20 protein-coding genes are annotated in these 21947 nt (G+C 59.3%); 15 read left to right on the forward strand and 5 right to left on the reverse strand.

What is annotated here, in order from left to right; genetic code table 11:
- Window positions 1-7: 7 nt before the first annotated feature.
- From CFI11_RS06395 to CFI11_RS06410, 4 genes are all read right to left on the reverse strand, one after another.
- A complete protein-coding gene (locus CFI11_RS06395; RefSeq protein WP_130404171.1) occupies window positions 8-1219 on the reverse strand; it encodes an ABC transporter substrate-binding protein in 1212 nt (403 codons plus the stop codon).
- On the reverse strand, window positions 1216-1839 hold the full coding sequence (locus CFI11_RS06400; RefSeq protein ID WP_130404173.1) for a CDP-alcohol phosphatidyltransferase family protein: 624 nt from the start codon (window positions 1837-1839) through the stop codon (window positions 1216-1218). Before CFI11_RS06400 ends, CFI11_RS06395 begins: the two co-directional genes overlap by 4 nt.
- A 97-nt stretch (window positions 1840-1936) precedes the next feature.
- Window positions 1937-3391: a HAMP domain-containing sensor histidine kinase gene (locus CFI11_RS06405; RefSeq protein WP_254449038.1), complete on the reverse strand. Its 1455-nt coding sequence runs from the start codon at window positions 3389-3391 to the stop codon at window positions 1937-1939.
- Entirely contained in the window at window positions 3384-4124 is a 741-nt protein-coding gene (locus CFI11_RS06410) for a response regulator (RefSeq protein ID WP_130404175.1), read from the reverse strand. Before CFI11_RS06410 ends, CFI11_RS06405 begins: the two co-directional genes overlap by 8 nt.
- Window positions 4125-4335: 211 nt before the next feature.
- On the opposite strand from CFI11_RS06410, the gene CFI11_RS06415 reads away from it, so the two are divergent.
- The 8 genes from CFI11_RS06415 (at window position 4336) to CFI11_RS06450 (ending at window position 11224) form a co-directional block, all read left to right on the forward strand.
- Window positions 4336-5583 (forward strand): ABC transporter substrate-binding protein, encoded by a 1248-nt coding sequence (locus CFI11_RS06415; protein WP_130404177.1) that lies wholly within the window; start codon window positions 4336-4338, stop codon window positions 5581-5583.
- 54 nt (window positions 5584-5637) lie between these two features.
- A complete protein-coding gene (locus CFI11_RS06420) occupies window positions 5638-6510 on the forward strand; it encodes a carbohydrate ABC transporter permease (RefSeq protein ID WP_130404179.1) in 873 nt (290 codons plus the stop codon).
- Entirely contained in the window at window positions 6503-7393 is an 891-nt protein-coding gene (locus CFI11_RS06425) for a carbohydrate ABC transporter permease (protein WP_130404181.1), read from the forward strand. The genes CFI11_RS06420 and CFI11_RS06425 overlap by 8 nt, the downstream gene beginning before the upstream one ends.
- A gap of 4 nt (window positions 7394-7397) precedes the next feature.
- Window positions 7398-8495, forward strand: a complete 1098-nt coding sequence (locus CFI11_RS06430) for an ABC transporter ATP-binding protein (protein WP_130404183.1) — start codon at window positions 7398-7400, stop codon at window positions 8493-8495.
- Window positions 8496-8566: 71 nt separating this feature from the next.
- A complete protein-coding gene (locus tag CFI11_RS06435) occupies window positions 8567-9451 on the forward strand; it encodes a helix-turn-helix transcriptional regulator (protein WP_130404185.1) in 885 nt (294 codons plus the stop codon).
- A 114-nt stretch (window positions 9452-9565) separates the two neighbouring features.
- Complete coding sequence (locus CFI11_RS06440) at window positions 9566-9772, forward strand: hypothetical protein (protein ID WP_130404187.1); 207 nt, start codon at window positions 9566-9568, stop codon at window positions 9770-9772.
- Window positions 9773-9826: 54 nt separating this feature from the next.
- Window positions 9827-10360 (forward strand): nuclear transport factor 2 family protein, encoded by a 534-nt coding sequence (locus CFI11_RS06445; protein WP_130404189.1) that lies wholly within the window; start codon window positions 9827-9829, stop codon window positions 10358-10360.
- A gap of 24 nt (window positions 10361-10384) precedes the next feature.
- Window positions 10385-11224: an oxidoreductase gene (locus CFI11_RS06450; protein ID WP_130404191.1), complete on the forward strand. Its 840-nt coding sequence runs from the start codon at window positions 10385-10387 to the stop codon at window positions 11222-11224.
- 471 nt (window positions 11225-11695) lie between these two features.
- On the opposite strand, the gene CFI11_RS06455 is transcribed toward CFI11_RS06450, so the two are convergent.
- Window positions 11696-12598, reverse strand: a complete 903-nt coding sequence (locus CFI11_RS06455) for a heparin lyase I family protein (RefSeq protein ID WP_130404193.1) — start codon at window positions 12596-12598, stop codon at window positions 11696-11698.
- 383 nt (window positions 12599-12981) lie between these two features.
- On the opposite strand from CFI11_RS06455, the gene CFI11_RS06460 reads away from it, so the two are divergent.
- From CFI11_RS06460 to CFI11_RS06490, 7 genes are read left to right on the forward strand one after another with little or no spacing between them, the layout of a single operon-like run.
- Window positions 12982-14301, forward strand: a complete 1320-nt coding sequence (locus CFI11_RS06460) for a nucleotide sugar dehydrogenase (RefSeq protein ID WP_130404195.1) — start codon at window positions 12982-12984, stop codon at window positions 14299-14301.
- A 22-nt stretch (window positions 14302-14323) separates the two neighbouring features.
- Complete coding sequence (locus CFI11_RS06465) at window positions 14324-15805, forward strand: glycosyltransferase (protein ID WP_130404197.1); 1482 nt, start codon at window positions 14324-14326, stop codon at window positions 15803-15805.
- 30 nt (window positions 15806-15835) lie between these two features.
- Window positions 15836-16915, forward strand: coding sequence for a hypothetical protein (locus CFI11_RS06470; protein ID WP_130404199.1), 1080 nt, complete (start codon window positions 15836-15838; stop codon window positions 16913-16915).
- The gene (locus CFI11_RS06475) at window positions 16912-18315 is read left to right on the forward strand and encodes a mannose-1-phosphate guanylyltransferase/mannose-6-phosphate isomerase (protein WP_130404201.1); all 1404 of its coding nucleotides are present in this window, start codon (window positions 16912-16914) and stop codon (window positions 18313-18315) included. The genes CFI11_RS06470 and CFI11_RS06475 overlap by 4 nt, the downstream gene beginning before the upstream one ends.
- A complete protein-coding gene (locus CFI11_RS06480) occupies window positions 18308-19843 on the forward strand; it encodes a right-handed parallel beta-helix repeat-containing protein (RefSeq protein ID WP_130404203.1) in 1536 nt (511 codons plus the stop codon). Before CFI11_RS06475 ends, CFI11_RS06480 begins: the two co-directional genes overlap by 8 nt.
- Before the next feature lie 35 nt (window positions 19844-19878).
- Window positions 19879-20607: a hypothetical protein gene (locus CFI11_RS06485; protein WP_130404205.1), complete on the forward strand. Its 729-nt coding sequence runs from the start codon at window positions 19879-19881 to the stop codon at window positions 20605-20607.
- 18 nt (window positions 20608-20625) lie between these two features.
- Window positions 20626-21936 (forward strand): hypothetical protein, encoded by a 1311-nt coding sequence (locus CFI11_RS06490; protein ID WP_130404207.1) that lies wholly within the window; start codon window positions 20626-20628, stop codon window positions 21934-21936.
- The last annotated feature ends 11 nt before the right edge of the window (window positions 21937-21947 follow it).

Raw genomic sequence — 21947 nt, forward strand, 5'->3', positions numbered from 1 at the left:
CACCGCATCAGCGTCCGGCGCCGTAACGCTCGCTCCAATCCTCGGCGATCCGGATCATCCAGCTTGGATGCGGTTCCGGGCGCACCTGGCCCAACTCCTCCGGGGTCAGCGTCGCGATGCCCAGATCAAGAGCGGCAAAGGCCGCGCGATCAGTTTCGGGCAATGCTTCGACATCGAGCACCGTACCGTAACCCAGGATCTCGGGGTCCTGCGCGCGAAGCTGCGCTTTGGGAGACATCAGGAAATTGGCAAGCACCATCGCGCCGGCCTTCGCGCCCGAATTGTAGGGGATCGCCACGAAAGAGGCATTGCCCAAGGTTCCGTCCTCCAAGACAAAGGTTCGTACGGATGGCGGCAATTGCCCGTTCGCGATGGCCGTCGTTGCCTCCCCCGGGCTGAACGAGATCGCCAGATCGACCTCGTCATTTGCAATCAGTTGCAGCTGTGCCGGACCCGTTGTCGGATAGACGGTGCCGGACCGCCAAAGGTGAGGCGTCAACTGATCCAGAAAATCCCAAAGCGGGTCGGTGACAGCTTCGTAATTCGCGGTATCGACGGGCTGCGACAGAATTGCGTCATTATCCGTAAGGTCGATCAGCACTTGTTTGAGAAACGTGGTTCCAAGAAAGTCAGGGGGCTGCGGATAGGTGAAGCGCCCCGGGTTTGCCGTTGCCCAATCCAGGATCGCCTCCACGTTCGGCAGCGCGTCCGGCAGGTCGTCGGTGTCGTGCATGAACACGACCTGCGCCATCGCCCAGGGCGCTTCGAACCCTTCAGTCGGGACGGTGAAATCGGTTTGAACGGCTTTGCCCTCTACGTCGACGAATTGCCAATTGGGAAGGCTTTCCGCAAACGGCCCGAAGAGCAGATCGGCCTCTTTCATGGCCGCGAAATTGGGGCCGTTAATCCAGATCATGTCAACGGCGCCATCGTCATCGCGCCCGGCTTGCTTTTCGCTCAGCACCCGTGTGACCGCGTCCGCGGTATCGGCCAGCTTAACGTGCTCGAGGGTGACATCGTATGTCTCTTTGATCTGCTCACCTGCCCAGGCAATGAAGTCGTTGGTCGCAGTGGAGCCCCCCCAAGCGTGCCAATAAACGGTCTGGCCCTGCGCCTCTTCCAGGATCGCCGCCCAGTTTGTCGGGTCCGGGTCCGCGGTGGCGGGCAAGGCCCAGGTCACAAGAGCGACGAACGTGGCAAGTTTGGTTTTTCGTGTCATTCGGTTTCCGTTCGGGTTTGAAACACGTCCCGCGCGGCAAAGACGCGCAGAATGGCTGTCAGATAGCATAACGCGCCGAAGCCCCAGGCCAGCGGCGCGAAAAGTGAAGGCAGAAGGCAAAGGGCGACAAAGAACAGGATGGTTTCCGTGCCCTCCAAAAGGCCGTTAGAGAAGTAGAGTGATTTGCTCCCCTGTGCGGTCGTCTCCATCCCATGTTTCTCGGCCAGGATCGCGTAGCCCAAAAAACTCGTTCCGTTGAAATAGAACGAGGCCAGAAGGAACGCCCCCGCCACACCATTGACGGCGGGGTCGTGAAACACGAATGCCAGGGGGATCGCTCCGTAAAACAGGAAATCCGCCACGATATCGAGGTAGCCTCCGAAATCGGTTTTCCGGGTTGCACGTGCGACCGCGCCGTCTAGACCGTCCGCAAGCCGGGACGCCAGCAGCAACAAAAGGGCGACAAGGAAGAACCCTGCCCAGACAAAAGCCGCCGCCGCCAGGCCCAGAACCAGTCCGGCGAGGGTCACCGTGTCGGCGCTGACGCCAGCCGAAGCCAGGCGTTTTCCTGCGGCGTTCAGGGGCGGGTCTATGATCCGCCGCATCCATGCATCGAGCATCTTGCCCCTCCCTCGGGCGTTGAGTGTGGCATGAATGACGGCACGCCTTCGGTGACGCAATCGCTTTGACACGAAAGTGAAGCCAGGTCTTCGCGCGTCACGCGCGCCGGATCGTGAGAATGGCCCGCAAACCCGTCGGGACACGTTCAAAGGTGAGCGCGCCGCCGTGTTGTTGCGCGATGGTGGACACGATCGTCAGTCCAAGGCCTACCCCATCGGTCAGCCCCGCATTCTCCCCCCTCAGGAAGGGTTTCGTGAGGCGATCCAGCATGTCTTCGGACATGGTGGTGCCTTCGTCTTCCACTATGATGGCCGCCTCGCCCGAATTTGCATGGACCGATACCGCCGCGCGGCGCCCATATTTCAGCGCATTGTCCACAAGATTGCCGATGGCGCGGCGCAGGGCCACCGGTCGCGCGGTGATCAGAACTCTGCGCGCCTCTTCCGAAGGTAACATAAGGGATCCGGGTGCCGCTGCGAAAAGCGTTCTGCTCCGCTCCACGCTCCGGGCTTCAGCGGGCATGAACCGGACCGGTTTGCCGACATCGTCATAATCCGCGACAACAGCCTGAACCACCGAGGTCAGGGAAAGCTCAACCGGGTCTTCGGCGCTGATCTCCGCGCGGGTGTAGGTCAGAACGCTTTCGATCATGCCTGTCATCAGGTCGATGTCGGTCTCCAGCTTTTGTCGCAGCTCCGCGTCGTCGATCAGGGCCGTGCGCAGTCTCAGGCGTGTGGCCGGCGTTCCAAGATCGTGGCTCACACCCGACAGAACGAGCGCCCGTTTGTGGAGCCGGTCCTGCTCCGTTTCCAGATAGGCATTCAGTGTTTTGGCCAGGCTCTGCAGCTCTTCCGGGCCTTCTTCGGGTAAAGGGGCCCGCCCCCTGGTGCGGCCATAGAGACGCAAAGTGTCGGTGAATTGAGCAAAGTGACCGGCGGTTTCCGCCACGAGGGATATACAGATCAGAAGTCCGCAGATGCCCACGGCCAAGGCCAGCAGTCTCAGGTCGCGGGGGGCGGCGGCACACCCCCAGACATCGTCGCCATGCACGCGCAGCCATGCACCCTGATCCACGCGCGCAAAGACCACCGGCTCACTGCAAAGGCTGGCAAGCAGACGCGCGACATCCGCGACCTTAGAGGCCGTATTGCTGGCATCCGCCGGCGGGAGATCCGCCACCGGATATTGCAGATCTGGTGAGACGATCCGCAGCTGAATGCGCCGACCTCCAAGCGTCAGGATCGGATCGGTCAAGATGGAAACGGATGTCACATAGGTGCGCGGGCCGAATTCAGGCGTGATCGGTGTCCCCTGATCGGAAAGGTCTCCGATGGTCACGGGGCTCAGCCTGAGATCTGGCGGGGCAGGGGCATCCCGGATCAGCGTATCATGAAGCGCAAAACCTGCGAGATAGGCCTGGTTCAGGTAGCTTTTCCAGTTGGATTGAGACGTAATCCAAAGGCCGCTGGCGAGGCCGCCGGCCACAAAGGCTGTCAGCGTCCAGACGATGCCGCGCATTTTCAACGTTCCAAAACGCGCGCGTTCAGCCATCGGAAACATCGACATCCACGGCAAAAACATACCCGACCCCGCGGGCCGTGCGCAGCATGTCCGGCTCTTTCGGATTGCTCTCGATCTTGGAGCGCAGACGCCCGACGAGAACATCGATGGCGCGCCCCTCCGAAACGTCGAGGTGTCGGCCTGTCTCGCGGGTGGTATCCAGCCCTTCGGCAATTTCCTGACGGGTCAGCGCGATATGAGGATTTGCCACAAGCACCTTCAGCAGCGCGATCTCACGTTGGGACAGGGCGACCTGGAACCCGTCCGGCGCCAGGGTCACGTTCGTTTTTGCGTCAAAGGACCACCCCTGAAAGACGTATCGCGAGATATTGCGGCGATATTGCAACGACGCGGACCGTCTGCCCCGCCGCAGAACCGCGCGGACCCGCGCGAGCAACAGATCGGGATTGAACGGTTTGGCAATATAGTCATCCGCGCCGACACTGTATCCGGCCATGCGGTGATGATCCGCCGACAGGGCAGAGACGAGGATGATCGGGACATCCTGCTCCTCCCGCAGGCGTTCGCAGATGCGCACACCGTTTTCCTGGCCCAGCATCACGTCAAGCAGGATCAGGTCTATACGGCTTGTCTCAAGGTGGCGGGCAATTTCTTCCTCGCTTTCCGCCGTCAGCACGAAAAAGCCGTGCTTTCTGAGAAACTGGGTCATCATCTCGCGCATCTCGGGGTCGTCATCGACAACCATCAGCTTGGAAATTGCCATCTTGAACTCCCCGACCTTGCTGGCTCGAATGGCGCGCGCGGGGCGTCGCCGGAGGCTGACCGAGACCATAGCGTAACAGCACGTAACAGATCACAGAATTTTCGTGCGCGGGGTATGGCTTATCCTGCAATCGGTATTTGTCGCAACCGCCTGATCTCGTCCAAACTAGCACATCACCGGCCAACGGGTCGGCTCATCTTGGGAGGAGATCATGACAATATTCAAGCGCACAGCCGCGTCGTCCGCGCTGGCCCTGCTGGCTGCCGGTGCCGCCCTAGCGGGACCCGAAGCGGAAGTTCTGCACTGGTGGACATCCGGTGGGGAGGCCAAGTCCGTGGCCGTTCTGCAGGAGGAATTTGCGTCGAAAGGCGGCGAATGGACGGATATGCCCGTGGCCGGTGGCGGTGGGGATGCCGCCATGACCGCATTGCGCGCGCGTGTTCTGTCGGGCAATGCGCCGACGGCGGTTCAACTGAAAGGCCCGGCCATTCAGGAATGGTATCAGGAAGGCGTGCTGGCTGATATCTCGTCCGTTGCAGATGCCCAGGGATGGGCTGAGGTGCTGCCCGCATCAATCGCGGGCCATATGAAATGTGACGACATCTGGTGCGCTGCTCCGGTGAACGTGCACCGGGTCGACTGGATCTGGGCCAACGCCGAGATTCTGGCGGCGAACGACATCGAGATGCCGACCAGCTGGGACGAGTTCAACGCGGCGGCAGAAAAGCTGCAGGCGGCCGGCATCACGCCTTTGGCCCATGGCGGTCAAGCCTGGCAGGACGCCACGGTCTTCGAAACCGTCGTTTTGGGTGTCGGCGGCCCGGATTTCTATCAAAAGGCGCTCGTCGATCTGGATGACGAAGCGCTGACGTCCGACACGATGGTCGCCGTCTTCGATCAGATGCGCACATTGCGCGGCTATGTCGACGACAATTTCTCGGGCCGGGACTGGAACCTTGCCACCGCGATGGTCATGAACGGCGAGGCCGCGTTCCAGATCATGGGGGATTGGGCAAAGGGCGAGTTTCTCGCCGCCGGGAAAGTGCCGGGCGAAGACTTCCTCTGTGCTTCGACACCTGGGGACGGGTTCCTCTATAATGTCGACAGCTTTGCCATGTTCGATGTGGACGGGGACGACAAGGTCGCGGGCCAGAAGCTTTTGGCCGAACTCATCGTGGGGCCAAGCTTTCAGAAGGTGTTCAATCTCAACAAGGGGTCGATCCCGGCCCGGACCGATGTGGCGCTGGACGACTTCGATACCTGCGCGCATCTGTCTGCCGACGACATGACCGCGAGCTCCGATGGCGGGTCGCTTCTGCCCTCTTATGCGCATGGCATGGCCCTCTTTGGCGCGCAGTCCGGTGCGATCACCGACGTCGTCACCGCCCACTTCAACTCTGACATGTCGTCCGAGGATGCGGTTCAGATGCTCGTCAACGCAGTGGCCAACAGCCGCTGAACCTGCATTGCCTGCCCCACCTCCCTGGGGCAGGCACCTTTGCGGAGACTTTCGATGTCGGACTGGCTTGAACGACACGTGCCAAAGATGGTGCTGGCGCCTTCTTTCGTTGTTGTCCTGATCTTCGTCTACGGGTTCATCGCATGGACGGCGTGGGTTTCGCTGACCCGGTCCCGGCTTTTGCCGCGTTACGAGATCGAAGGCTTCATTCAATATGACCGCCTCTTCGCCGCCCCGCGCTGGGATACGGCGATGAACAATCTCTTTATCTTCGGCACGCTCTTCATCCTGATCTCAATGGCGCTGGGATTGCTGATCGCCATCCTTCTGGATCAGAAAATTCGGGCCGAGGGGGCGTTGCGGACGATTTATCTCTACCCGATGGCCCTTTCGATGATCGTGACGGGCACGGCGTGGAAATGGATGCTGAACCCCGGACTGGGACTGGAGGCCGTGGTCAGGGGCTGGGGGTTCGAAGGCTTTTCGTTTAACTGGCTGGTTGATCCGAACATGGCCATCTACACCGTCATCATCGCCGCGGTCTGGCAGGCCTCCGGCTTTGTGATGGCGCTGTTCCTGGCTGGATTGAGATCGGTTGATCAGGAGATCATCAAGGCCGCCCAGGTGGATGGCATCCCAACCGCGCGGATCTATTCCGCCATCATCCTTCCATCGATGGCGCCCATTTTCCTGTCCGCTTTCATCGTTCTGGCGCATCTTGCGATCAAAAGCTTCGATCTCGTGATCGCGCTGACAGGAGGCGGGCCCGGATATGCCACCGATTTGCCCGCCACTTACATGTACGCGATGGCCTTTTCCCGGGGGGATCTGGGGCAGGCGGCAAGCTCTGCCATGATCATGATGATGGTCGTTTTCGCCATCGTGGTGCCATATCTCTATTCAGAGCTGAGGTCCAAAAATGACTGATGCCGCCCTTCCGACATTGCGCAAGAGCACCCTTTCGAAGCGCCTGCTGCGCTGGCTGCTCTATACGTTGCTCGTCCTCTTTGCCCTCTATTACCTGATGCCTCTTTTCGTGATGATCACCACGTCACTGAAAAGCCTGGAAGAGATCCGCACAGGCTCCCTGATGGCCCTGCCGCGGGATGTGACCTTGGATGCCTGGCGGACAGCCTGGTCGGGCGCCTGTACCGGCATCCAATGCGAGGGGTTGAGACCCTATTTCTGGAACTCGGTGCTGATGGCGGTTCCGGCCGTCGTGATCTCCACCCTGATCGGCGCTTTGAACGGCTATGTCGTGGCGCAATGGCGGTTTCGTGGGGCCAACATCTTTTTCTCGCTCATGCTTTTTGGCTGCTTCATCCCGTTTCAGGTCGTTCTGCTGCCGATGGCGCGAATGCTTGGGTTGATGGGGCTCGCCGGCTCCATCCCCGGTCTGATCTTCGTTCATGTGATTTATGGGATCGGGTTTACGACGCTTTTCTTCCGCAACTACTACGTCACCATTCCTGCCGACCTGGTGAAGGCGGCCAAGGTCGATGGGGCGGGCTTTTTCAGGATTTTCTGGTCGATCTTCCTGCCGTTGTCCCTGCCGATCATCGTCGTGACCGTGATCTGGCAATTCACCCAGATCTGGAACGATTTCCTCTTTGGTGTCTCGTTCAGTCAGGCCGGCACGCAACCCGTCACGGTGGCGCTGAACAACATCGTCAATTCGACCACCGGCGTGAAGGAATACAACGTCGATATGGCCGCAGCCATTATCGCGGCCCTTCCAACGCTCCTCGTCTACGTCATCGCCGGCAAGTATTTTATCCGCGGTCTCACCGCCGGATCAGTGAAAGGGTAAGCGCATGCCTCCTGTTCTGGATATCAAGAACCTTCGCAAAAGCTATGGAACCACCGAGATCCTCAAGGACATCAATGTCGAGATTGAGCCCGGTGATTTTCTGGTGCTGGTCGGACCATCCGGATGCGGGAAATCGACGCTTTTGAACTGCATCGCGGGGCTTGAACCGATCAGCGGGGGGGCGATCCATATCGGGGGGCAGGACATGACAACTGTCAGCCCGAAGGATCGCAATATCGCGATGGTGTTCCAGTCCTATGCGCTTTACCCCACAATGTCCGTCGCCAAGAACATCACGTTCGGCATGAAGGTGCGGGGCGTCGATGCCGTAACACAGGCGGCGAAACTGAAAGACGTGGCGCAGCTTTTGCAGATCGAGCCGCTTTTGAACCGCCGTCCGGGTCAGTTGTCAGGCGGCCAAAGGCAGCGGGTGGCCATGGGGCGCGCGCTGGTGCGGGATCCCAAGCTGTTTCTCTTTGACGAACCGCTGTCCAACCTCGACGCCAAGTTGCGGGTCGAGATGCGGACCGAAATCAAGAAGCTGCACCAGAACCTGAATGCCTCCATCGTCTATGTGACGCATGATCAGATCGAGGCGATGACGCTGGCCACCAAGATCGTTGTGATGAAAGGCGGCGTGATCCAGCAGATCGGGACGCCATCGCAGATCTATAACCGGCCCGAAAACCTGTTCGTCGCGGACTTCATGGGATCGCCTGCCATGAACCTGATACCGGCCAAGGCCCATAGCACAGACGGCGGCACACGTATCGAAATCGCGCGTCCCCAGGCCGAGCCCCTGATCCTGACCGATACGGCGCATTCCGGGCTGCCCGAAGATGTCATTCTTGGACTGCGCCCCGAAGACATTGCCGAAGCGGGCCATCGGGGTGGGCAGAATGTTCAGACCGCGCAGTGCCTTGTGGATGTGGTCGAACCGGCCGGTGCTGATACCTATGTCGTCTCCCGCCTGGGCGGGCGGGAGGTTACGGCGCGCCTTCACGCCGAGACTGTCGCCTGTTCAGGTGAGCCGCTTGAGATGGCGTTCGATCTTGGGAAGGTCTCCTACTTCGAGCCGGAGACGGGACAGCGTTTGAACTGAGATATCGCGGAGGCTGGTATGGATTGACGGCGGCGCTAGTTTTCCAAACGGATTGCCGCAAAGCCTCTATCATGCCCCGCCGATATCAAGATGTGTTCCCCTCGCTTCCATTGCTCGACAGCGATGGGTTGCTGCACCAATCGGCGACCGCCCTGATGACCGTCCGGTATTTTCAGGCAGATCCCGGTCGCATGCCCGAAGATGTCTTTGCAGAACACCACGTCTTGCTGAACCTCCGCGACGCCCCGCATCGCGTGCAGAACACCCGCAACGGGCAATTGCGCGACTTCACCTTCCACAGAAACGAGATCATCGTGACCCCGGCGGGGACCCGATCAGGCTGGCGCTGGTTCGACCGGTCGGATGTGATTGTCATCACGCTCGACCCGGGGCCGGTGGCGCGCTTTGCCGAGCATGAGCTGGGCATGCTGCTGAGCGACCGGCAACTTGCCGACCTTCCGCAATTTTCCGACGCAGACATTGTCTCTGCCGGGGTGATGCTGCGGGACAGCCTCGAGATGGAGGCGGCGACGTCACCCGTCATGTTCGAGGCGCTGGCGCGTGTCTTTCTTGTCAAGCTACTGCAGCGATACGGCGACCGGCATCCGGAGGAGATCGCGCGCTCGGCCAAGTTCACATCAGCGCATTACCGTCGCGTATTGGATTTCGTCAAAACGCGGTTGGACCAAACGATTGCGGTCGAAGATCTGGCCCGTGAGGTCGGGATGAGCCCTGCGCATTTCAGCCGCGTGTTCAAAGAGGTTATGGGCAAGGCGCCGATGCAATACGTGATGGCGTACCGGATCGAGCAGTCTATCGGCATGATGTCGGATCCCGCCCTGCCTTTGGGAGAGATCGCATTGGCTTGCGGTTTCGCGGATCAGGCGCATTTCTCGCGGAGTTTCAAACAGCTCATGGGGACCAGCCCCAGCAAGTACCGCGCGACAAGCGTCTGAGCAGGATTATTCAAATACTTCTCAGGACCGTTCAATCGGACCGGGTGGGCATTCGCTAGATTTGGATCAACGGGACACAGACAGCCCGATCCAAGGACCTAGAGGATGCCAACCATGAAACGCTTCTTTCCTGCTGCCTTTCTTTGCACCGTGACAAACCCTCACGCGTTTGCCCGCTACGTCCAAGCAGATCGGGCAACCCGTCACGCCATGCACCAGGTGATGGATGGCCGGGCCAGTTTCCTGCGGGACCACCGTGAGGGGGTGTCCCTCTCCACGCTCGAAAGCACTGCCACCCATTTCGCCGCTGCAACCAGCTGAACACATCCAATGTCCGCGCCGATGCCGCGCGGACCGCTAAACGGAGAAGAAACCATGAAACTTGCGATTGCCTTCATTCTGGCAACTTCGGCCGCAGGAGCCGCAGATGCGCCGCTGACCGAAGATCGTCTTCTGGATCAGGCCGAGATGATACGCGTGGCCGATGCAATAGATGTGGCCGTAGACGCAAAGAACTGGCCGCGGGCGCAAGGGTTCTTTGCGGGGACGGTATCCGTTGACTTCACCTCTCTCACGGGGGGCGAGCCTGCGACGATACCTGCCGAGGCCCTGATTTCGGGATGGTCTGCCAACCTGACCGAGGAAAAGACATCCTTCCACCTGCGTGGAAATCACCAAATCACCTTCACCGGACCGGATCAGGCCGAAATGACAAGCCACGGCTATGCCTGGAACCGCATGGAGCGGGGCGCCTTGCCCGAAAACGGAGGGGAGCCGCTGTGGGAGGTCTGGGGAACATACACACATGACTTCGTCCGCGAGGATGAGACCTGGCGTGTCACCGCCATGAGCTTCACCGCGACGGCGGAACGGGGAAACCCTTTCGTACGCGACACCCCCGGTCGCTAAGCATTCAAAATCAGGAGAAACGACATGACAAATACATGGTTTATCACCGGTGCATCCTCGGGTTTCGGGCGCGCCTTTGCTGAATACGCACTGGCCCATGGACACAACGTTGTGGCGACCGCCCGGCGGGCGGATCTGCTGGCCGAAATCGAAGCGACCGCGCCGGACCGGGTTCTTGCGATTGCGCTGGATGTCACGCGGCCCGACCAGGTTACGGCGGGGATCGAGGCCGCGACCGCCCGGTTTGGCCGGATCGATGTTCTCATCAACAACGCAGGATACGGCATCGTGGGCGCCTTCGAAGAAACGCCCGACGCTGAACTGCGGGCGATGATGGAAACGAATTTCTTTGGCGCGCTTACCGTCACACGCGCGGCATTGCCGGTCATGCGCGCTCAGCGCACAGGCGCCATTGTCATGATTTCAAGCGTCGGGGGCCAGATGTCCTTTGCCGGTTTTGGCCCTTACTCCGCTTCGAAATTTGCGCTTGAGGGGCTGACCGAAGCGCTCGCCCAGGAAATCGCGCCGTTTGGATTGAAGGCGATGATCGTGGAGCCAGGCGCCTTCCGCACGTCATTTGCGGGCAAAGGCGGGATGCGCCACATGCCGCAGCGTGCGGAGTATGAGGAGATCGTGCGAGGGACACGCTCATTTGCCGAAGACATGGATGGGACGCAGGCCGGTGATCCCGCGCGCGCTGCCGCTGCGATTGATCTTGCCCTGAAATCCGACGTCACACCGCTTAGGCTGGCTTTGGGGGACGATGCGGTCGATGGCATCCGCGATCATGCCGAAGCGGTTCTGGCCGAGTTGACGTCCTGGGAAACGGTATCGCGCAACGTCGCCTTTGAAAGCGCGGCGTAGACTGGACGTGGCCCAAAAAGGCTGGGCGGTCATGCGAAAGACAAGGCGCCCTATGCAAGTTGGGGCCGCCTTGCTCTTTCAACGTTGTCCAAGCTTTTGCCTCTAGGTCTCTGAGAAAACGCACTTCCTCACAGTTATCCTCAAACTTATCCACATCTGCCGTGTCGCGAGCCAACCTCTAGTTGATCCTTCACAAGCTGCCGAGATAAGCACCGGAACCATTTGGCGATAATTAACACGAATCTTGATCGCCCACTTGGGAAATGCCGGGGGATATCAGGGCACTAGAAGCCATTCTTCTCAGGCGCGCCGCACCCGTCCAGCACATCGTCGAAACGATGATCAACCGGTTCCGTCTGATTGACGACGAAACATCATAAATGTTCTAAATGGTGCTGAAGAAGGAGCATATGCCGTGTATTTTACGACATTCATTGTTCTAAAAAGACAGTACTGTACGCCAAAAAAACATCAGTCCTTCGCGCGTTTTCCAGCCAGTTCCCTCAGGCGAGGGTCCACATCGGCGCGGTGGCGCCCGGATAGAAACTCGTCGTAATAGACCACCATCCGCGGTTTTGACTGACCTGCCGCATTGGCGTCCCATCTTTTGGTGTAGCTTGCGAAAATACCGCGACGGTGCCCGGGCCGGACACGGGTAGAGGCCGGTGGGGTTGCGACAAGTTGCCCGCGATAGCTGCAGGCAAGCGTTTCATTGATCCACACGTTCAGATAACCGTCTGGGCCGGTTCCGAAATTCGTGTTGATCACGATATCGACCCACTTGCCTCGCATCTCGGCCATGCTGAACAATTTGCAGATGTGACCGAGGTTTTGCGCTTTGCCCCAGCCATATGCCGAACGCATGTCGTCAAGCTGAATGACCACGTCCTTGGCGCGATCATCGGACCGCGTGCAGAGCGCTGGATCGCAATCCGTCCAGTTGCCTTCCCCCACCCCCATCTGGATCAGCCGGAAGATCGGGCGGTGGTCGCCGCTTAACTTCCATGTGCCAAAGACCGTTCTTAATGTTGTCTTGGCGCTGAAGGATGGAACGGTTTCGTTATAGAAACTCCAGCCATACCAGATGTCCTTGTTGATCCGGGCCTTGTTGACGCTGTTGCGCATGCGGAGCTCGCTGCGATACCTGGGATTGCCGCAATCGCTGCCGCCGCAATCTCCGTCGCGCAGTTCAAACCGCTCGCTGCGCCTGCCGCGCCGCGTCGGTTCACCGGGTTCTGATCGGCGATATGCATGGTCATGGGGGCTCAGATTGAATGCATAACCGCGTGGGGGCGGGTCTGCTGCCAGATCATTGGGTTGTGCAACCAACATGAGAGCGCCGAGAGACGCCCAAACCGCAATCTTCCGTAACATCTTCCACTTGCCTCGTTCTGCTCAAAACGGTGGGAGGTCTTTTTGTCGGCAGCGTTTCACATCACCGCGCGTCTTATTCTTCCCTTCTGTCGCGGCGGACATTTGATGGTCAAGCCTGCATACGGGATTTGCCGCTAATTTAGGCGGCCTGTGACCCCGGTTTTGACGCGGATCAGCATCAAATTCGCGGAATGTGGCAGGAATAAGGCAAGAATATGGAGGCTTCTTGATGCCTTTGTGTTCTCTTCAAGGTCTTGGTGCAGATATGTCACCGACAAGCGGTTTTTTGCGAAAACGTCTTAATTTTTCACTTTACCGACGGCGGACAACCGCCTACCGCTAAAGAAAAAATAAACAAATGAACAAAATATAACGAGGCAGTTATGGCAAGAATCAGTGTCTTTGGCATTGGCTACGTTGGCGTGGTCTCTGCGGCATGTTTGGCTAAGGATGGGCATGAGGTCATCGCAGTTGACGTTGACCCCGGTAAGATCGAGGCAATCAATTCCGGTCTGTCGCCGATCGTCGAGAACGGACTGGACGAGTTGATCGCGCAGGTGGTGGCCGATGGCAAGCTCACGGCGACGAACGATGTTCAGCATGCAATCGACAACACCGACGCATCCTTCATCTGCGTGGGCACACCCAGCGCATCCGATGGATCGGTCGGCCTGAAATACGTAAAGGTCGTCTGCGAGAATATCGGCAAGGCGCTGGCCAGCAAAGAGGGCGGCCATTCCGTCGTCATCCGCTCGACCATCGTGCCGGGCAGCTGTGAAGGCACCTGTATCCCGACGCTTGAGGCCGCATCCGGCAAGAAAGCCGGTGCTGATTTCGGCGTTGGCTACTACCCTGAGTTCCTGCGCGAAAGCACTGCGATCGAAGATTACTACGATCCGGGTCTGATCGTCTTTGGCGCTCTTGATGATTACACGCGCGAGATCCTGACCGAGCTTAATCAGGATCTGAATTGCAAGATCCACGTCGTGGATCTGCGCACGGCGGAGATGGTGAAATACACCTCCAACACCTGGCGCGCGGTCAAAGTGACCTTTGCCAACGAGATTGGAAACATCGCCAAGGCGTCGGGCCTCGACGGTCAGACGGTCATGGAAATCCTGTGCTCGGACGACAAGGTGAATATTTCGTCCTACTTCATGCGGCCGGGTTTCGCATTCGGCGGATCCTGTCTGCCCAAGGATGTGCGCGCATTGCGCCACATGGCGGCCACGCTGGATACGCCTGCGCATCTGCTGAACGCGGTTCTGGATGCCAATGAAGCACAGATCGTGAAGGCCGAAAAAATGGTCAAGGCGTCCGGCGCCAAGAAGGTTGGCTTTGTGGGCATCAGCTTCAAGCCCGGAACCGACGATCTGCGCGAGAGCCCGCTGGCAGAGCTGGCATCACGCCTGATCAGCGCCGGCGTCGAGGTCGATATCTACGACCCCTATGTCTATGAGGCCTACGCCAACGAAAACTCGACCGCCGGTCGTGGCAACGATGTGATCCCGGATCTGAAGGATCGCATGATCGCCGACCTCGACAAGATGATCGAAGGCTGTGGCGCGGTGCTTGTGGGCAATTTCTACAAGGACACCGTGGAACGGCTTGAAGTGGCAGCCAATGACGTGCCGGTGCTGGACCTGACGCGGATGAACCGCAAGCGGGTCTCGGGCGGCAAGTACGAGGGCATCTGCTGGTAACTTAGGCGAGGGGAGTGGCGCGATGTTCGCGGTTCTCACACATATCGCCTATTTTGCAGTCATCGTGTTGCTGGCCAGCTCTGTGCCGCCGGCGTTTCTCGGTTCCCTCGAGGGAACCGTGAACACGATCTTCATCATAGGCTTTCTGGGTGCGTGGCGCTATTCCTGGGCCGCGATCAACTTCACGCGTGCCGTGATCTTCCGCCGGGTCGTATATCCCCGGCGGAAAGCGAAGGCGCAAAAGAAGTATCGCGACGAAGGGGTCATCTCGCACGCCTATTTCCTCGTGACCTCCTACATGGTGAAACCGGAAGTCAGTCTTCCGGTCTATCGCTCCATCTTTGAAGCTGCGGCCAATTCTAAGGACGGCGCGACGATCGTGTCATCCGTGGTTGACGGCGCTGACGAACGGCTGATCCGCAGCATCTACGAGACGATGCCACGCGACATGTCGAACGTTCAGCTGGTGATCGACCGGATCGAGGCGAACGGCAAGCGGGACGCGATGGCCAAGGTGCTGCGGATCATCCGCGGCTTCTGTCCGACGCATCGCGACATTCTGGTCTTTGTCGATGGCGACACGATGGTGCCGCACGACATCGTCGCGAAATCTGCGCCGATCTTCACCAATCCCAAGGTCGGAGCGCTGACCACGGACGAGGCGGTGCAGATCGAGCGTAAGAGCCTTTATCGCGACTGGTTCATCATGCGCTTCAATCAGCGGCAGGTGATGATGTGTTCCATGGGCCTGGGCAACCGGGTTCTCACCCTGACCGGCCGCATGTCGGTGTTCCGCGCGGACCTCGCCACCAATCCCGAATTCATCGAGGGTGTCGATCACGATTTCCTGGATCACTGGCGGTTGGGCCGGGTCAAGTTCCTGACGGGCGACGATAAATCGACTTGGTTCTGGCTTCTCAAAAACGGCTATGAAATGGCCTATCTGCCGGATGTGCAATCCATTTCGGTCGAAGAGCAGCCACGTGATACGTTCCTCGACAGCGCGCAGACCCTTATGGTGCGCTGGTTCGGAAACATGCTGCGGACCAACGGACGTGCGATCGCCCTTGGCCCCCGTCGGATCGGGTTCTTTACCTGGTGGTCGGTCATGGACCAGCGGATTTCGATGTGGACGACCCTTGTGGGGCCGATCACCATCCTGCTGACCGCCATCCTGCATGATGTGATGGTTATCCCGCTCTACATCGCTTGGGTGATGGCAACGCGGTATGTGTTCTGCATCATCCTGTCGATGTTCCGGGGGACATGGTTCCCGGTCACGCATCCTCTTCTTCTGTATTTCAGCCAGGTCTTCGGTGCCGCGGTGAAGACGTTCGTCTTCTTCCGCCTCGACAAGCAAAAATGGACCCGGCAATCAAGCCGCGGCAGTGCCGGCGCGCTCGATGCAATGACAAACCGGATCCGAAGCGCGGAAGCGATGGCCCATCACGGCATCGCCCTTCTGTGGCTGACAATCGCAATAATGTTCCTGACAAAAATATAATGAAACCAAAGGTTTCGGCGGAGAGCAGACATGACTGAACAAACAATGATGCAAACTGACATGCCCGGTGCGGTGCCGCATGATTTCGTGTTCGATAGCGAGCATCCGATCCTGCCGATCCCCTTTACGGCCCATATCGGCGATGAAAAGCTTGACGGCAGCGGCCTTTCCATCGCAGCCGCCTACGTCTCGGCGCCGGGCGATCTGGATCCAAGCTTTGAAGGCACGCGGCACATCGTGAAGCTGCAATTCGATTTCGAAGGCTTTTCGATCACGCTGTTCCCCGAAATGCGGGTGGCGCGCGGCACCAAGGACGGCGAGGTCGCGCTGCAATTCATGGATCCGACAGGGGGCCACCTGCCGCAGCTGAGATACATCATCAACAGCTTCATTGCGGGCGATTTTGTGACGATGGGCTCGATGTTGGCCTATTCCGGCCCGACAGAGCCCAAGAAAGACAAAGTGGCCGAAAAGGAAGATCGCAACCGCCGGCTGATCCGCAGTGTGGCCGTCGCCGTCATCTCCGGGGTTTTGATTCTACTGGCCCTGAACCTGATGCGTGTCCGGCTGACCGAAAGCTACGAGGCGCGCCCGGTTTTCATCGTTCGCAGCGGGAGCGAGATGCGCGCGACAAGTCCGGGGCAGGTGGCCTTCCTGAACCCCCAAGCCAGCCAGGGAGAAGTCGTCTATTCAATTGCCGCCAACAGCGGCGACATGTTGAACTTCAAACTTCCCTGTGACTGCGAAGTCACTGTTTCTGATGGTATTTTCGAAGGAGCAACTGTTCTTCCAATTGACTCAATTCTGACATTCTTTGGCTCCAGCGTCGATGTGAAGGTGCAGACACAGATGAGCATCGAAGGTCTGAGCAAGGCAATGAACGGCGATCACGTGACACTGGAAATGCGGGACGGCAGGTCGATCCCGGTGACGGTGTCGGTGACGTCGGCGACAAACACCGCAGCACAAAGGGGCGATTTGTTCCTGCCTGTTACGCTGGTGGCCGAGCCGGGCACGTTGAGCATCGAAGATATTGGAAAACCAGCCCGCGTCCGATTGTCGAAGCCTCTTTTTGGCGGAAAAGCGGACGTTGTAACGGAGCAGTCATGACCAAGATTTATCCTCTCATCATCTGCGGGGGCAACGGCACACGTTTGTGGCCCATGTCACGGACGCAAAGCCCAAAGCAATTTCAGAGGGTTGGCGACGATACTTCGCCCACGTTCTTTCAATCCGCCGTCAGCCGCCACAGCGGTCCGGTTTTCGAGAAACCGGTTGTCGTGTCGTCAGTACGGCATCGCAAAACGCTGATCAACCAGCTGAGCGAGATCCGGGCGGATGCGCAGATCATCCTTGAACCGATGGGCCGGAATACGGGGCCGGCGGTCTTGTCGGCGGCGCTTCGGCTGCAGGCGCAGGATCCTGATGCATTGATGCTGGTCGTGCCTGCCGATCACGTGATCGAGGGCGATATCAACGCAACCGTCGCTGCGATGATCGAGCCGGCCAAGGACGGTCATGTGATCACGTTTGGGATCAAACCGCGTTATGCCGAAACCGGCTTTGGCTACATCACGGACGGGGGGCCGATTGTCGGTCATCCGGGCTTGCGCCAGGTGGAACGGTTTGTCGAAAAACCGCCAACCCGCAAGGCCCGCCTTTTGGTGGAAAGCGACATTGCCTACTGGGCCTCGGGCATCAGCATGTTTTCCGTCAAGACCATTATCGACGAATATGCCAAGTTCGACGCGCCGACATTCGATGCGGTCAAACAAGCCGTCGCGAAGGGTGAGACGACGGCGGACGGTTTCGTGCTTGACGCGCAGAGCTTCATCAACGCGGCGTCCGAACCGACCGAGGTTGTGGTATTTGAAAAAACTCGCCGGATCGCCCTGGCGCCGCTGGATATCGAATGGAGCGACGTCGGAAGCTGGACGGCGATGTACGGCATCTCGGAAAGCGACACGCAGGGCAACGTCCTGCAAGGCGATGTCGTGGCTGTGGAGACGCAGAATTCCATGATCCGCTCGTCAAAACGGCTTGTGACCGTTGTGGGACTGAGTGACGTCATCGTGATCGACACACCGGATGCGCTTTTGGTTACCAAGGTCGGCCATTGTCAGAGCGTCAAGAAGATTGCCGAACATCTCAAGGCCGAAAAGCGGGTGGAGGCTGAACGGCATGTCGGCTCGATCCAACCATGGGGTGAGCTGAACGAGCTTGTGTCGAGAGATCACATGACCCTTTCCTCGATGAGCCTCAATCCCGGCGCGCTGATGGAGATGGAGCCCTCCGCCGGACGCGAGCTTATGGTGGCAAGCGGTGTTATTGAACTGGTGATCGGTGACGAAAAGGCCACACTCCGGCAGGGTGAACGCATGACCTTGACGGGCGAGGCGATGGTGCACATCGCCAACCCGACCTCTCAGAAGGTCGAGTTGGTGGCGATGACGCTGACCGCTGGCCAAACGGAAGACGACGCCGTCGTCCAATTGGCGCGATATGCCTAAGAACACCCGCCATATCGCGGTGCGCTGTCTTCAGGCGCTGACCCTGGCAGTTGTGTCTGCCGGGGCGGCTGTCGCGTCCTCATTTGAAGAGACGCGGGATCTAAGGACACGTGTTGCCGCGTTCTCGGAAGCCGTTGAACTGGATGTTCTGGCACTGAAATCAACGCGCATGCTGGCCGATGACGTGGGTCTGGGCGGGATGCTGGGCCCGGCAGGGCCGGGCACCGATTTCACCTTCGAAAAGCCGGCATTTTTGCCCGACACGCTGATAGAGGTGCAACGTCTGGATATTCGCCTTGCCCTCGCGATGCTGGCCCAGTCCTTCGGCACAAGAGACAACATCGACATTCTGGAGGCGCAGAACGAAGCGGGCCGGAACGCGCTGGTCATCCGGAAGGGCACGGCAAATCTTGCGGACCTTCGCCTTTTCATGCGCCATTACGGATTGCAGGAAGATCAGGGTGAGGGGGCGTTCCAGCTTGAAGTCCCTCTTGTGATTTGGTCCGGCGCCGCCTTGCGGATAGATCGCGGCGAGACCTTGCAGCTCAGCCGGCCGGATGGCGCGTTTATCCTGAATTTCGGCCATCTGCAGATCGCAGATGCCACCGTGATGGCGTCTGGGGGCGAAAACCCGCGGAACCACGAATTCGTACCCTTTGTGACAACAGCGGGTGGCGGTGCCGCGCAGGTCAGCAACAGTCGCTTCGAGGGGCTTGGCTTTGGCCGCACCGTGAAATTTTCCGGATTCTCCATCGTGCAAAGCGGCTTGACGGTCGTCCGGCAGGACAGTTTTGTCGAAAACAGCGTGTTCGAGCGGTTGCGGTCGGTTTCGATCAGCAATGTCCGGGACATCCGGCTCCATAATAATCGGTTTCTGAACCCGCGCGGCGCGGCCTTGACGGTATCCGGCGCACGGAGCGCACGGGTGACGGAAAACCTCTTTGCCGGCGCCGCCCCGACCAATGCAATTCAGATGGTGAATGGAAGCCATGACAGCCTTGTGTCGGGCAATGTGGTGCTGAGCGGCGATCGCGCGGGGATTTCGGTCAAACAAGGCAGCGATAACGTCACGATCGCCCACAACATCGTCTGGGATCGTGGAGGCGGTGGGATCGCGGTGTCAAAATCCGATTGCGGGTATGTGCACAACAACCTTGTTCTGGACAATGGCCAGAAAGGCATCGAGATCCGGTCGAGCGAGGGAAGCCGTGTGCGCGACAATGTGGTCATCGGCAACCACAACGCCGCGATCTGGGTGTCGGCGCAAACGCCAGACACGCCGACACATGTCGCGGACAATGTCCTGCGTGACAACGGTGTGGGCCTGGCAACGGCGACCGGTGGATTGCTGGTCATTCAGGGCAACGACTTCACCGATCAGTTCCCGCGTTTCCTGGGTGGCGATATCTCCCGCCAGAGCCATCATATCGCGCAAGACCTCAAGGGCGTCCGAAGCCTCATCCTCTCTCCCAGCGGCCCGGTGGCCGCCGCGTCGCGTCAAATCGCATGTGGAGGGGGAGACCGATGAAGCCGCTCTTCGCCCTTTTTGCCTTGCTATGCAGCATGATTGCGTACGGCGCCTTGGCGCAGGCCGTTCCGATTACGATCCCGACCGATCGGGAAACCCGCAAGATCAGCGTCGTCACGGATCGGGGCATCACACAAACCAAGCAGTTGCCCAGTGCGGCGCTGCGTCAGGCGAGGCGCGACATGAACGCAAAGAAGGTCGTGAGTGACGCGGACCTGCGCAAGCTTGCGGACTACAAGGACGGCCTGGCGGCGCAGAAATACGTCGCATTGCTGGTTGGGCGCGGTCTGAAGCAGAATGCGTCGGATGTAGCCTATTACGCCAGCATCGCGGTCGGTGCGGGACGCGTTCACGCCTTGCCGGAAATGGTGGACGCGATGCGCTATCTCGACCCCGACAGCGAACCGGCCGCGCGTAAACGGCAACTGATCTCGGTGCTTTACCCGCATGCCTGGGCCGGCAATAGCCTGGCCTTGGATGCGGTCGTAACCTTCAACGGAGAAGGCAAGCTTTTTGGCGCTCTTTCAGAGAAGACCCGTCAACGCATCCTGACCCATGCCGAAGACGGCGACGGGCGGATCGAATTGCGAATGGCATTGAACCTTCTGGATACACCAGCGCCGACCCGAGCGGACTTGGAACAGGCAAAAGTCTATCTCGGCCGAGCGGCGAAATCGAAAACGCTGTCGGTGGCAACAACGGCGGCCAACCTCATACCACTTATAGACGAAAGACACACAAAATTGGCGTCGGCAACGAACTGACGCCAGGGGGCAGAGACAATGAAACGACTTGCAGGGCTTGTCATCGCAGCAGCGTTCGGAGCATTCAGCGCCCCGGACGCACACGCGCAATCGGCATTTGGGTGCAGCCAATTGTCTTCGCGTGCGCACCTTCCGGTTGTCGAAGGCACGGGGGGCGTCTTCTTTCGGGTGCAGCCGGATTTGCAGATGTTTCACGGATTGTCCGACCAATCCGTTGCGCAGGTATCGGCGCTCTCTGCAGCGCTGAAAGAGCTGGGAACGACGCTGATCTATCTGCCAGTGCCGACCAAAAGCCTCGCCATGCCCGACAACCTGACGGCAGAGACCGAAGACTTTGGGTTTGATCCTCACATCGCCACGACGGTCTATCTCGACACGCTGCGCCGCCTGCAAGAGCAGGGGGTGGTCGCGGTCGATGCGCGTCAGGCGCTGCTGAACGCGACCCCGGATCAACCGGCCTTCCATCGCGCAGATCATCGCATCACGGCAACAGGGGCGCAAAGAACGGCGCAGGCTGTTGCCGACCGCCTCAGATCCGATCCGGGTTACGACTTGCTTACCAAGGCGCAGTTTTCGACCGTGCCGGCGGGCGTCGAGGTGCTGGAATCAGCGATGCGCAACCAGTTGCAGCAAAACTGCCTGATGGCGCTGCCCGACGTTGAAACAGCGCTCTACAAAACCACGAAAGTCCAATCAGCCGCCGTTGTCGCCACCTCGTCGCTCTTTGCCGAGACGCAACGCTCGTCCAGCATCGCGGTGGTCGGAACGGAATATACGGGCGAGCCAAGCGCCAATTTCGCGGGCTTTCTGTCGGATTATACCGGTCTCGACGTGATGCAATACTCCGTCGAGGGCGGTGGGGCCTTTGCCGCGATCTCATCCTACATGACGTCTGAGAACTTTCAGACGTCGAGACCGTCCTACCTTATCTGGGAAGTGCCGGTTTACAGCAATCTCGGGCAATTCGCGGATCAGCCGATGCGAGAGCTGATTGCGGCGGCAGGCAACAACTGCCGGGTGCCGTTGCGGGTTATGGTGAGCGAGGGACCGCACGCTGTCCGGGTGGACCTTACCGCGTTGGATCCCGGTCTGGACTACACGCTTCTCCTCGACACAGACGGTGCGGCCAGTGACGAAGCGACGTTTGCCTTCACCAATCGCGCGGGCCTGATCCGCACCAAATCCATCATGCGACATGCTGATCAGGTAAAGACGGGGCGTTTCTACATGCCGATGTCCGGTCTTTGGGCTGATGGCGCGGCTTATGTCGATATCGACCTGTCCGTGCCCTTCGGGGGCAATCCCCGGATCGCCGCGTGTTTCTATTGAAGGGGCCTGAG

Origin of the sequence: Thalassococcus sp. S3, from assembly GCF_004216475.1 — a bacterium.
GTDB lineage: Bacteria > Pseudomonadota > Alphaproteobacteria > Rhodobacterales > Rhodobacteraceae.

What these genes read in the sequence shown, in the direction of transcription:
- CFI11_RS06430 (WP_130404183.1), top strand. Translation starts at nt 7,398, where the DNA reads ATGCCTCCTGTTCTGGATATCAAGAACCTTCGCAAAAGCTATGGAACC.
- CFI11_RS06435 (WP_130404185.1), top strand. Translation starts at nt 8,567, where the DNA reads ATGCCCCGCCGATATCAAGATGTGTTCCCCTCGCTTCCATTGCTCGAC.
- CFI11_RS06490 (WP_130404207.1), top strand. Translation starts at nt 20,626, where the DNA reads ATGAAACGACTTGCAGGGCTTGTCATCGCAGCAGCGTTCGGAGCATTC.
- CFI11_RS06485 (WP_130404205.1), top strand. Translation starts at nt 19,879, where the DNA reads ATGATTGCGTACGGCGCCTTGGCGCAGGCCGTTCCGATTACGATCCCG.
- CFI11_RS06440 (WP_130404187.1), top strand. Translation starts at nt 9,566, where the DNA reads ATGAAACGCTTCTTTCCTGCTGCCTTTCTTTGCACCGTGACAAACCCT.
- CFI11_RS06395 (WP_130404171.1), bottom strand. Translation starts at nt 1,219, where the DNA reads ATGACACGAAAAACCAAACTTGCCACGTTCGTCGCTCTTGTGACCTGG.
- CFI11_RS06415 (WP_130404177.1), top strand. Translation starts at nt 4,336, where the DNA reads ATGACAATATTCAAGCGCACAGCCGCGTCGTCCGCGCTGGCCCTGCTG.
- CFI11_RS06455 (WP_130404193.1), bottom strand. Translation starts at nt 12,598, where the DNA reads ATGTTACGGAAGATTGCGGTTTGGGCGTCTCTCGGCGCTCTCATGTTG.
- CFI11_RS06410 (WP_130404175.1), bottom strand. Translation starts at nt 4,124, where the DNA reads ATGGCAATTTCCAAGCTGATGGTTGTCGATGACGACCCCGAGATGCGC.
- CFI11_RS06450 (WP_130404191.1), top strand. Translation starts at nt 10,385, where the DNA reads ATGACAAATACATGGTTTATCACCGGTGCATCCTCGGGTTTCGGGCGC.
- CFI11_RS06480 (WP_130404203.1), top strand. Translation starts at nt 18,308, where the DNA reads ATGCCTAAGAACACCCGCCATATCGCGGTGCGCTGTCTTCAGGCGCTG.
- CFI11_RS06400 (WP_130404173.1), bottom strand. Translation starts at nt 1,839, where the DNA reads ATGCTCGATGCATGGATGCGGCGGATCATAGACCCGCCCCTGAACGCC.
- CFI11_RS06420 (WP_130404179.1), top strand. Translation starts at nt 5,638, where the DNA reads ATGTCGGACTGGCTTGAACGACACGTGCCAAAGATGGTGCTGGCGCCT.
- CFI11_RS06405 (WP_254449038.1), bottom strand. Translation starts at nt 3,391, where the DNA reads ATGGCTGAACGCGCGCGTTTTGGAACGTTGAAAATGCGCGGCATCGTC.
- CFI11_RS06460 (WP_130404195.1), top strand. Translation starts at nt 12,982, where the DNA reads ATGGCAAGAATCAGTGTCTTTGGCATTGGCTACGTTGGCGTGGTCTCT.
- CFI11_RS06445 (WP_130404189.1), top strand. Translation starts at nt 9,827, where the DNA reads ATGAAACTTGCGATTGCCTTCATTCTGGCAACTTCGGCCGCAGGAGCC.
- CFI11_RS06470 (WP_130404199.1), top strand. Translation starts at nt 15,836, where the DNA reads ATGACTGAACAAACAATGATGCAAACTGACATGCCCGGTGCGGTGCCG.
- CFI11_RS06425 (WP_130404181.1), top strand. Translation starts at nt 6,503, where the DNA reads ATGACTGATGCCGCCCTTCCGACATTGCGCAAGAGCACCCTTTCGAAG.
- CFI11_RS06465 (WP_130404197.1), top strand. Translation starts at nt 14,324, where the DNA reads ATGTTCGCGGTTCTCACACATATCGCCTATTTTGCAGTCATCGTGTTG.
- CFI11_RS06475 (WP_130404201.1), top strand. Translation starts at nt 16,912, where the DNA reads ATGACCAAGATTTATCCTCTCATCATCTGCGGGGGCAACGGCACACGT.